The sequence below is a fragment of the Bacillus cereus group sp. BfR-BA-01310 genome, assembly GCF_022664325.1.
GTDB lineage: Bacteria > Bacillota > Bacilli > Bacillales > Bacillaceae_G > Bacillus_A > Bacillus_A paramycoides.
Window position 1 is genome coordinate 1 of the sequence record NZ_JAKUHD010000051.1, and the last position, 10,695, is coordinate 10,695.

Here is a 10,695-nt window from a genome sequence, read left to right on the forward strand (position 1 = left end):
CTGGCTCTGGCTTTCTCCCCATACTCCTATAAAATTTTGGCTGGTACCGACGACACCAGCTTGCTCCTTACTTTCACCGTAGACAGCTTGTCCAGTGTCGCTGAATCCAGCCACACCTCGTCCACCAGCAGTGTTTGTACCGTTTACGGCAGGAACATTTGAATTATTAGAGTCACCAACTAAATTAGCCATTTGATTTCCTCCTTAAGTTATATTTTTAAATAACTAAAATTCAACCACATATTACTAATTTATTGCACAAGTTGTATATAAAGTACTAAAATTTAATGAATACTCTATTTATATTCGGTTAACATAACGTAACATTATTGGTAGCAAATATTTTGATAGAGTCCTCTACGATTTTTTTTATTTTGTTCGTGGTAATTTAACCATAGACGAAAAACTTTAAACCCCTTGATATATCTAGTTTTTTTACACTTTTTAAAGTCTCTTTCTTCTCACTCTCTATATAAGGGCTTTTCTCCTTGCATTCCGAAATTCGGCAGGGGTAGGACTTTCGCCAAGCCGACAGAGCTACCGTTCATAAATATTTCTTTAATCTAATTTTAGTTACGCTATTTCGTGGGGTTTATCCCCCACACGACTAGCTAACCTCTTCCCTAAAACAAGGGGGAAAGGAACAAGTTTACATAAATACGCTTATCGGCAATCAAAAAAATGACCTTCCAAGGGTCATTTTTTGATTCTTATGTAACTAACGCATGCCTAGTTCCTCTAGTTTTTCTAGTTATATATACATTTTTAAAAAAATAGTAATTTATAACAATCAATTGGACAACTTTTTTCATAAAAATAAAATTGTAAAGACAAGTTTTAATTTGAAACTTTACAATAAAAGCTTTTATTAAAGAAAGGTTGTGTTTTCTCTTGACACAAATTATCGGTGATTTAACGTGTCCCACTATTAATAGGGCCCAATTACAATTCACTAACTGTTTAGTTTTTGAAAGTTGTGCTCAGAAAATTGGAGAAGCGAGCATTCCTGAAGCGAATCTCACTGCAACAGCTCTTAGTACCGAAATTGGTGCTCTAATTACTGCTGCTGCTGCTGCTCTTACTCCAGTTCTTATAATACCCGCAGCCTTATTGCCTGGTTTGATTTTACAAGTTGCAACTGCTTTATCCAATTCAGACAACGTGGCATTCGATGCATGCGTTTCCTCGACTCCGCGACTAGAAGGTCATTTACTTCGGGACAAGATTATTAATTGTGGAGATGTTACTGCTTCTGTTACTGCTAGAACTACTGGCGCTCTTACGGTCACGCTTTCGGTGACTATTGCTGGAGTAACTACATCATTCATGGTGACTATTCCAGCTGGCACCATGGGTTGTACCCTTATAGCACTGACGATCCAAGAAGAAGAAGAAGCTTGTGGAGTTCTTCCAACTGATTGTATCTTCGAACAAGTGATTGATACAGAAGGTTCAACTACTTGTGTTGTCAATGGAACTTCAGTTGTGGGTGGTGTTGTAGTTATCACAAAACTGGTGATAGTCAAAGCGGCTTTTAAAGTGTTGAAGAAAGTAGTTCGAGCTGTACAAAGTCCATTACCGACATGTCCTCCGAACGGACCATGCCCACCATGTAGTTAATAATAATGGTAAAAACTAGGGAGATAGCTAAATTTTGCTAATCTCCCTAGTTTTTGTATTAGTCTTTCTTAGGTTACTCGTTGAAAAGAAGCTCTATTAGAACAGGAGAGAAGAATAGTGGACAACAATAGTTTTCACTTGGATAAAGAAGTAATTAAGCTTCTTAAAATTGATAATATTACATTAAACATGATGTGCCAAGAACTTGAACAACGAGGCTACACTTTTACAAAAACTGAGCAAAATCAGTGTAGGTTTCGAGATAATGATATTCTCCTATTTCGTCATTTCCTAACGCTTGGTAAAACTGGAATGTCATTTGAGGCCGCGGCGAACAAAGTATTATTAATAGATGAAACCTCTCATAGTAATGCTACTACTAAAAAACAGGATCAGAACAACGAAAATTCCTTTAATTCGGTAGATATACAAGTTCTTCTAAAACTAAGAGATATGAATCAAGAGTTACTCCAACAAATAAATGAACAGCAAAAACACTATGAATCCTTGCTACAAAAGCAACAATCCTATATAGAGAACGCTTTACTTGAAATAAATAAAAAAAATATGAGTATAGGAACAGATACCCTAGAGAAAGAAAAAATAACCCGTAAACGTTTTCTTTCTTGGTTATTTGGAGAATAAAAAAATTTCTAATTAATATTTATTTACACTCACCCTGTCTAGCGTCCACTTGTTGATATCGCCTATTCATGCTACCGCATGAAAAACCTCAAGACCTTGTCTTTTTTCAAAAAGGCAACCTTCCATCGGGGCAACCCGAAGGGAAGACCGATGTCTTCCCACCCTACATAAAAAGACGATCCTAGGGTGGTCTTTTTTAATTTTAGGTGATTTTCAGGTGTGATGAATTCCTCTCACTCTTTATTTTTATGACATTAGGAGTTGGATAGGAAAAATCTACTCAGTGGATTTGAGCGAAGTCCAAGGTTTTTGTTCTTGTATGGCTTGTTCGTTATCGGCGAAGCCGGAGTGTCCCGTAGGGCATATTCTATTGTTGTTGGGATAGGAATGGATAATGTATTGTTGTCGCTAAGCCGAGAGACTAAAAATAAGGAAAGATATAAGAAAATTAGCGAAGCATAGGGAAGAACATTTATTTGATTATTAATTAAGGAATAGGAAAATATCAAAAGTTTCAGTTGTGATGATAAGATAAAGGAGTTATAACTGTTATATCGAAATTTAAATGTTAAAAAAGGAGGTTATGACTATTATGACTCCTATAATTTATGAGAATGTATCTCAGGTTGCGAAAAGATTGAAAATATCACCTTCTACGGTTAAGAAGTATTATTTGTTAATTGAGAGTTATAACTGTTATGCTTTTAAACGTGATGAGCGAGAACGAGTTATCTTTGGTGATTATGATTTGAAATTGTTACAAAGATTAGTAGAGTTGAAAAGTATGCCGCAAGTTACATTAGAAGATGCTTGTAAACTCCTTTTAGAGGAAGAAGGATTGAAAGCTAAAAATACAGATATGACTGTTATAACTCCTGAATCGGATGATTTAAAAGAGTTATTACAAGAATTAAAAAGTACAGTTGATATACAACAAAGACAATTACAAATGCAAAGTGAACAAATAACTCAGTTAACAAGCTTATTGGAATCGCAGCAAAAATTATTAATGGATTCAAATGTTATAGAAAATAAACAGATTATAGATCGAGATAAAGCCGTTATAACTGTTATGCGAGAACTTCAAGAAGTAAAACAAATGATTGCGGCAAATAATGAAAAGAAATGGTATCAATTTTGGAAGTAATTCACTGACTCCTATGCGTTTATGCCGCAAAAGTTATTTGATAACCATGAGGGTGTAGAGGCGCGTATCCAAGGGAACGTGGAATAAAAAGCCAGCATTCACACTCCAAATTAAGGGTCAGATACACAATTTTAATAAACAGGAACCAAACGGTTCTTTTTGAATACTATGTAATCAGGAAGAACAGTTTTGGAAACAAAACGCCCCTTCCATCGAGGCAACTCGAAGGGAAGACCGATGTCTTCCCATCCTACATAAGAAGACCACCTTAGGGTGGTTTTTTCATTTTCCTGACGTTACCCCTATTTTAGTAAATTATATTATATCTTTATAAAATCCATTAATTTCAATATAAGGATCTATGTTTAACATAGGAGGGATTGGACAAATCAGGTATTTAAAGAATACGTTATAGCAAGACAACAAGGAGTTCAGTGACACGGTAAAGTGAAAGTTGCACATTTTTGATCGTACTTAAAAAAAAGACAGTAAAGAAACTGTCTTTTTTTGCTATCTTTTAAAGATAGCTGTTGAGAAGGTAATTTGGGGTTTTGGGGTAGTGTAAGATGATTATCATCTTATTTGTAGTTTATGTAAGTGATAATAAATGGCTTGTACAATCGTGGAATTTAGTAATTTTTATTTTAATAAGTTGGTTAATTGGATATTTGATAGAGGAAGAAAGTCTAATCAAATGATTTTTTATTTTCATAGAATACAGTACAAGTAATTTTTTAGGGGATTTAGGAAAAGGGGGTATGTTAAATGTCTTTTAATCGCAGATGTGAATGTGATGAATGTAATAGAAATCGCAGATGTGAATGTGATGAATGTAATAGAAACCGAAGAAGAAGAAGAGAGCTTGAGGAGGTGAGAAAAGTGGGGAATTTTGAAGGGCGTAGAAGATTAAATGGTTTACGAGAAGGCGACAAAATTAATGTTTTTTCCGGTGGAGATCAGATCGATGGAACAGGAGTCTTTATTCGTATAGAGGATGGATTTCTTATTTGGGTTGATGCTGCTGCGAACATTAATGTGACTAGCCTAGATGTTATTAGTGTTCGAAGAGTAGTTTAATATTAATAAAATAATATTAAAAGATAAGGGAGAGGGCCCTTATCTTATTTTGTTTTTTTATGAAAGGTAGTAAATAGGAAGGTATAGTGTATCATATGTATAGATTTTTAATTAGGTTTGTACATTCTTAATAAATCCATTTTTATTTTATGTAGAAGGTGCCAAGAAATACTTTGTAGTTTTATTTCTTGGCATGGGTATTTATTTGGGTCTTTTGGATGCCGACCTTACAATAGTATATGTCCGCTATATGAAATGGTTTGTTATTTATGTTCAGTTAGGTAACATTTAGAAAAGAAAAACACCTATTTTTTAATAGGTGTTTTTCTTTTAATTAATTTTTAAAAATCATCTCTACGATCATGCTCGCATTCATGTTTATGTTCATGTTTATGCTCATCACATTCTCTGCAATGTCTACGACGTTTGCAACAGAAACGATCACAATCAGGTGAATTTATAGAGACTACGTTAATTTTTCTAATCGCAATACGTGCTAATCCTGGGAAACAATCAAAGTCAGATAGAATAATTACGTCGTTTCCTTGGAAACCTTGAAATGTTGCACTTGTAGGTCGTTGAGAATCAAATTGAATAACAATGCAAGTGCCGGGAGTTAATGTTCTTAAAAATTGTCGTAACTCAGGATTATGCTCTTCTCTTCGATTCTCTTCTTTTCGACGCTCTTCTCTTCGATGATCTTCTCTTCGATGATGACATCTATTGAAATCACAACCTCCACCAAAACCAAAACCCATAATAATTACCCCCTTTCGTTCGTTAGTACATCTTATGCTCGTCTAGAGAGGATGGTGTGAGTATATGAGTCTAGTTTAAGTGTGGATTTTTTATTTAGGGGGTACCACCAACATTTTAACGAAAATATAGGCTAAGCAAATTTTGATATAAAAAAATACTGATTTTACTACTATAAAAGATTCACCCAGTCTCAAAAATGTGGGTATTTGGCCAAAGACACTTCAATCTAAAAAGTGTTGAAAATAGCTTAAATAGTGTCTCAAAATTCATCTTTAAATCAAAATCTTAATTGAAATTGTGTTAATGAGTTTTGAGAATCTCTTAGCGTATAAAAATGTTAAAATGTATCTACTATTTATCCCTATTAGGATTGTTTATTAGGGCGGGGTATTGTTAGAATATTACTTACTTCTGAATTTGGTTTTATCAATTAGATATGGTATGTGAAATTTTAAATGAGACAAAAAGAAAAGACACTCAAATGAGCGCCTACTTTTTTAGTATCCGAATCCGCCACCGCCGCCCCAACAACTACATCCGATAATGATTAACAGGATGAACAGAACGATTATTAAAGCAAATCCGCCACCAAAGCCACCGCAAGAACCACCAAAACTCATATTTTTTCCCCCTTCAATTAGGAGATAGAACAATAGGTAAGTTATTGTTTTAATCGATTCCCATTATTTTATGTTTTTATGAACAGAATGAGCAGGTCTTTTTAAAAATAAAGATAAGACACCTTAAGGTGCTTTTCTCCGACTTGGACCATTTTAATTTTAATAATATGTATTTAAATCCCTTAGCGTAAGGAATTTAGGGTTTTGTATTCCGATAAATGTCATAGCTTATGTTTTCCGTGTTTTGTTGGTAGGCCCCCTTTAAAGATGAAATTCGTCTAAAATATTATCTTTTTCTTCTTTATTGATTCCAATATATTTAAGCGTAATTTGTGGTGTGCTGTGATTTAGTATTTCTTGTAACATAGCAACATCTTTTGTTTGCTTATAAAACCAATAACCGAAGGTTTTGCGCATAGTATGGGTACCGATGGACTCTACACCGGCAAAATCTCCGGCTTTTTGCAATTGTCGATAAGCCTGAATCTTACTAATGGGCTGATCTCCTTTTCTTGAAGGGAATAACCAGGTACCTTCTAGTGTTTGGGCATACGAATAGACTTCATCAAAAATAGAAGTAAGGTTAATCATGCGTTCTTTCTTTGTTTTTCCTTCTTTGATTTTGAATTCTTTTCTCTTTTTTCGTTTTAGTTTTATTATGGTTTGTGTTTCAAGTTGAAGTAGATCGCTAACACGTAATCCGGTATGAATGCCAATCAAAAATAGGATATAGTCTCGTTCAGAACAATGACGTTTGAGAGCCCATTTCATATCTTCGATCTGTTCTTTGCTACGGATGGGTTGGACATCAATGAGATGTGGTTTTTTGTTCATGGATTTTCGACCTCTTTATTTACAATGTTTTGAATGTATACTTTTATTATATAAATTGAGGATATCAGGGGATTTGGTGAGAAGTCAATATTTAAAGGGGTTTGAATGTAAACTAATATCGAAAAGTTTACATTCATTTCAGAAGAGGTTAGCCCCTGGTTTCATACCAGCTATTGCATACACACTTAAAAACAAGGGGAAAAGACCTGGGTGGGGTAATTAATACAAAAAGATGAAAATCTCTACAGTCTGTTTTTTATTGAATAATTTAGGAACCAGACTGAAACTCTTGCATACTATGTAATCAGGAAAAACAGTTTTGGAAACAAAACGCCATTTCCATCGGGGCAACCCGAAGGGAAGACCGATGTCTTCCCACCCTACATAAGAGGACCACCATAGGGTGGTCTTCTTTTATTTTTTATTTGAGATATGTGTGTTGGTCAATCAAAACGGACCTAGCGAAGCGAAGGGAGTATTTGACTTGACCAACTGGACTATACCCAAACCCTCTTGGCACTGAACAAACCACCGTTTGTTCCTGCCAACCGGCGAGGGAGCCCCTCAAGGATTGAGGGGTTGGGGAGATCGATGAAGGGGGTCTGGGGAAGAGTTCCCCAGTGGGTTTGGGCAACGCCCAAGGTTTGGTTTTTCCATGCTAGGCATGGTTCGGCAAAGCCGACAAGCGTCGCAGACCCCTATTGATTTTGATGCGAAAGCGTCAAAATACGTATAGGGTTACGTCAATTGACACAATTTCGTCGCCTTGCTAGACTTATTGTATCAATTAATCTAAGGGAAGTGGTGGCACTTTATGTTGTTCTCTATCTCATTTAATCAATCTCACCAAAGTTCATTAAGCCATAATAACAGAGAAAACATTCATGGGAATCCTGGCATCGATCCATCCAGGTTAGACGAGAATATTTACTTTGTTCAAAAGGACATCCGAAGTGTATACAAGGATGTCTTTCAAGAAGCCGTGGACAAGTATAATGAGAAACAAAAACGTAATGACCGTAAGATTCAGGACTATTATGACAAAATACATAAAAATGAAAAGATACATGAGCAACGAGAATTGGTTGTAGCGCTTGGAGAGGGTAAAGATGACCCAAAGTATAGGGAAGCTAAAAAAGAAGCGTTAAAACAGTATGCGGAGGCGTTTCAAGGGCGAAATCCAAATCTAACAGTCTATAACATGGTTTTACATGATGATGAAGCAAATCCGCATTTACATATTAACTATGTACCGAATTTCGAAAGTAGTCGAGGATTAACGAGGCGTGTCGGAATGGATAGATCCTTGCAACAACAAGGCGTACAAGGAAAAGGGACGGAGTTAATTGCGAATTGGAGACAATTAGAAACGGCCTATATTGAATCTTTGGCTAAAGAACAAATTCCGAATTTTGAACGTGCCAATGTGGGTTCACATAAGTATATGAAAGTTCGTCAATACAAGGAATATGCCGAGGCAGTTTCTAGCATAGAGAATCAAATTACTGAGATAAGCAAGCGACTACCCAATAACAAAATTACGCTAAAGACCAAAAAGAAAGAGATCAGGACGGAGGTAAAACCAAAATTAATTGGTAAACCTGAAATCATTGAGAAAGAAACAGGTAATTATGTTTTTTCTCCAAAGCAACTTGAAAAAGTAGAAGAATTGATAACTGCAGCAGTGACTGTAAAAAAAGATTATGAGCGTTTGCAGAATACGGATTTGGTAAAAGAAAATAAGGAATTGAATCGTCAAGTTGATAGTTTATATGATTCTTTAAAAGAATCTCAAAAGATAAATCTAGGGTTGAGAGAGGAAAATAGAAAATTAAATACTGAAATAGGCTCATTAAAAGCTCAAATAAAGGATTTGAAGATGAATATAAGAGTTTTTGTATCAACAGATAAAAAAAGTTTTAAAAGAGCAATTTAAGTCGTTTAGAGGGCTTATTAAAAATGAATTGGGTAGCATGAGAATAGATAATCAATTTGAACGTGAACATAAGAGAGAATTGAATAGACATCGTGGATTTGACATGGAGCGGTAAAAAGATAAGGAAATTTTGTTTTTATCTTTAAGGTTATTGAAAACGTGATAGAATGAAAAAAAGAGTCATGCGGGAACATGACTCTTTTCATAGGGTATTCCACGAAAATACCTAAACTTCATTTATCTGATTATAGATTATCATAATTTGATTTATAATCAAATAGCAAAAAATAGGTATTTTTGTTGATTCCCTCAATTAAGGAGGAATTAACTTAGATATGACAAAGAAAATTATTGATTTTGGACAAGCTGAAAAAAAGGCAAAAGAAAGAGATAGTAAGATTAATAGCATTTATGAAAAACTTGAAGGTAGTGGTGGACTTTCTGAAGAAGAAAGAGTCATGATGTTACAAGTATTAAGTAAAATGTCTGGTGGAGAAGAGTATTTTATTGGTAAAAAGAAAAAACCTACAGATCGGGTGAGATTTGTCCAAATGATTACAGAGAATATTGATTATTTATGTGAAATTGGCTATTTAGCTCAACCAGAAAAGGCATTTTTATTTGATATTTCAAGATTTCTAGAATTTAAATCAAATGTTATTGTTGAAAAAAATGAAGATGATGATATAAAACCGAATACGGCGTCTCCTAGTTATTTAGCTAAGAAATTAGGGAAAACAAGGACTTCTATTTCAAAAATAATGAACGAATTGCTTGAAAAAGGGATTTTAGGAGTTGCAGAAACAGGTGTAATAACTGAAGATGGAAGGGCTTGTTCAGCAAGAACTTGGTTTGTTAACCCCAATATATTATGTAATTCACCTAAAGATGATATTGATAGAGCAACTCAACAAATTTTTTCAAAAGCGCTACGTAATATCAAAATCGAAGGTAATAAGAAAAAACATAAACTACCAATTTATTTATTTTAGATGTCAATTTTTATATTGACATCTTTTTTTATGTGTGTTTTTACATTTTTTAGGTGTTAAAAAAAATTAACACAGGTGTTAATTTTTTTTAACACCTCATGTCTTATAAACCCTTGGTATTACTGACTTTCTTCACTTTGCTCTTCTCACTCTTATATATAGGGCTAAAAGTTCCGCAAGGAACAGGTAGTATTTTTGAGAAAGACACTCAAAAATCTCCACCTTCATAATAAAAAAGGCGGTTCGTTAATCCTCACCTAAAGACTACCGTCTTTTCTTTTTTATATGTCCTTGCAAAACTTTTTTCGGCTCGTGTGCTTTTTTTGCCAAGCCGACAGACAAAAAGCACAGCAATGGTTCTCGACTTGGACTAGCAAGTATACGAGCCGAACCGCTTAGATCGTTCGCTCTAAAATAGTTTTTATTCAAAATTGATACGTTTAATGCGTGGGGTTTCGCCCCCACACGACGAGCCAGCACTCTAGCCAAAAAGCAAAGGAAAGAGATCTAAAATAGCGAAGCATAGGGAATCATGTATAAAATATTTATAGAGAGTTAACAAAAAACATCATATTATCGATATATATATAATAATTTATATTTTAATGTGTTTAAACTATTTTAAAATGTTTTCTTATATAAATTATCCAGTATCATATTGTAAATTATAAAGTTAATTACTAATAAAAAAGAAAAAAGGTATGTAAGATGCTACAAGAACAAATTCTAAAATCTTTAAAAGGTATTGAATTTCTTACATCTTTTCATACATTAAAACCAGAATAATTTAGAAAGTTGGTATTTACAAATAGAATATAAAATTTCAGTATTAGTGGATGAAGCTTTGTACATGGAGTAATGGCTATATAAACCTTGTTTAGGAGTGAAATAATGAAAAATTTATGGATTAACCATGGTAAAATGTGGGAGATCTCCTCTAAACAAATGATTATTTTTAAATCTTCAACTTTAAAGAATGAACTGGGAGATCAAGAAAAAGTGGATGAAATTGACTCTGTTGATGAGACGAACAATACATTTCAAACAGATGTTATTTTAGAGATT

At 34.2% G+C, this 10,695-nt stretch carries 10 protein-coding genes and 1 pseudogene; 7 read left to right on the forward strand and 4 right to left on the reverse strand.

Annotated features, from left to right (window positions below):
* Nucleotides 1-192: hypothetical protein (locus tag MR109_RS28940; protein ID WP_242274767.1), on the reverse strand; the 192-nt coding region annotated here is incomplete at its 3' end.
* A gap of 699 nt (nt 193-891) precedes the next feature.
* Between MR109_RS28940 and MR109_RS28945 the strand changes: the two genes are divergently transcribed.
* From MR109_RS28945 to MR109_RS28960, 5 genes are all read left to right on the forward strand, one after another.
* Entirely contained in the window at nt 892-1,620 is a 729-nt protein-coding gene (locus MR109_RS28945) for a hypothetical protein (protein ID WP_242274768.1), read from the forward strand.
* A 117-nt stretch (nt 1,621-1,737) separates the two neighbouring features.
* Complete coding sequence (locus tag MR109_RS28950) at nt 1,738-2,265, forward strand: hypothetical protein (protein WP_242274769.1); 528 nt, start codon at nt 1,738-1,740, stop codon at nt 2,263-2,265.
* A 592-nt stretch (nt 2,266-2,857) separates the two neighbouring features.
* Entirely contained in the window at nt 2,858-3,412 is a 555-nt protein-coding gene (locus MR109_RS28955) for a DUF3967 domain-containing protein (RefSeq protein ID WP_242274770.1), read from the forward strand.
* Nucleotides 3,413-3,978: 566 nt separating this feature from the next.
* Nucleotides 3,979-4,110: a hypothetical protein gene (locus MR109_RS30165; RefSeq protein WP_277931130.1), complete on the forward strand. Its 132-nt coding sequence runs from the start codon at nt 3,979-3,981 to the stop codon at nt 4,108-4,110.
* A gap of 67 nt (nt 4,111-4,177) precedes the next feature.
* Nucleotides 4,178-4,489, forward strand: coding sequence for a hypothetical protein (locus MR109_RS28960; RefSeq protein WP_242274771.1), 312 nt, complete (start codon nt 4,178-4,180; stop codon nt 4,487-4,489).
* Nucleotides 4,490-4,830: 341 nt separating this feature from the next.
* On the opposite strand, the gene MR109_RS28965 is transcribed toward MR109_RS28960, so the two are convergent.
* The 3 genes from MR109_RS28965 to MR109_RS28975 form a co-directional block, all read right to left on the reverse strand.
* The gene (locus MR109_RS28965; protein ID WP_242274772.1) at nt 4,831-5,247 is read right to left on the reverse strand and encodes a hypothetical protein; all 417 of its coding nucleotides are present in this window, start codon (nt 5,245-5,247) and stop codon (nt 4,831-4,833) included.
* Between the two features lie 498 nt (nt 5,248-5,745).
* Nucleotides 5,746-5,868 (reverse strand): YjcZ family sporulation protein, encoded by a 123-nt coding sequence (locus MR109_RS28970; protein ID WP_002174933.1) that lies wholly within the window; start codon nt 5,866-5,868, stop codon nt 5,746-5,748.
* A gap of 261 nt (nt 5,869-6,129) precedes the next feature.
* A complete protein-coding gene (locus MR109_RS28975) occupies nt 6,130-6,702 on the reverse strand; it encodes a tyrosine-type recombinase/integrase (RefSeq protein ID WP_242274773.1) in 573 nt (190 codons plus the stop codon).
* Nucleotides 6,703-7,516: 814 nt separating this feature from the next.
* Here MR109_RS28975 and MR109_RS28980 point away from each other — a divergent pair.
* Together MR109_RS28980 and MR109_RS28985 are read left to right on the forward strand one after the other, a co-directional pair.
* A pseudogene (locus MR109_RS28980) lies at nt 7,517-8,753 on the forward strand (plasmid recombination protein).
* Nucleotides 8,754-8,973: 220 nt separating this feature from the next.
* Nucleotides 8,974-9,630: a MarR family transcriptional regulator gene (locus MR109_RS28985; RefSeq protein ID WP_242274774.1), complete on the forward strand. Its 657-nt coding sequence runs from the start codon at nt 8,974-8,976 to the stop codon at nt 9,628-9,630.
* Nucleotides 9,631-10,695: the final 1,065 nt, after the last annotated feature.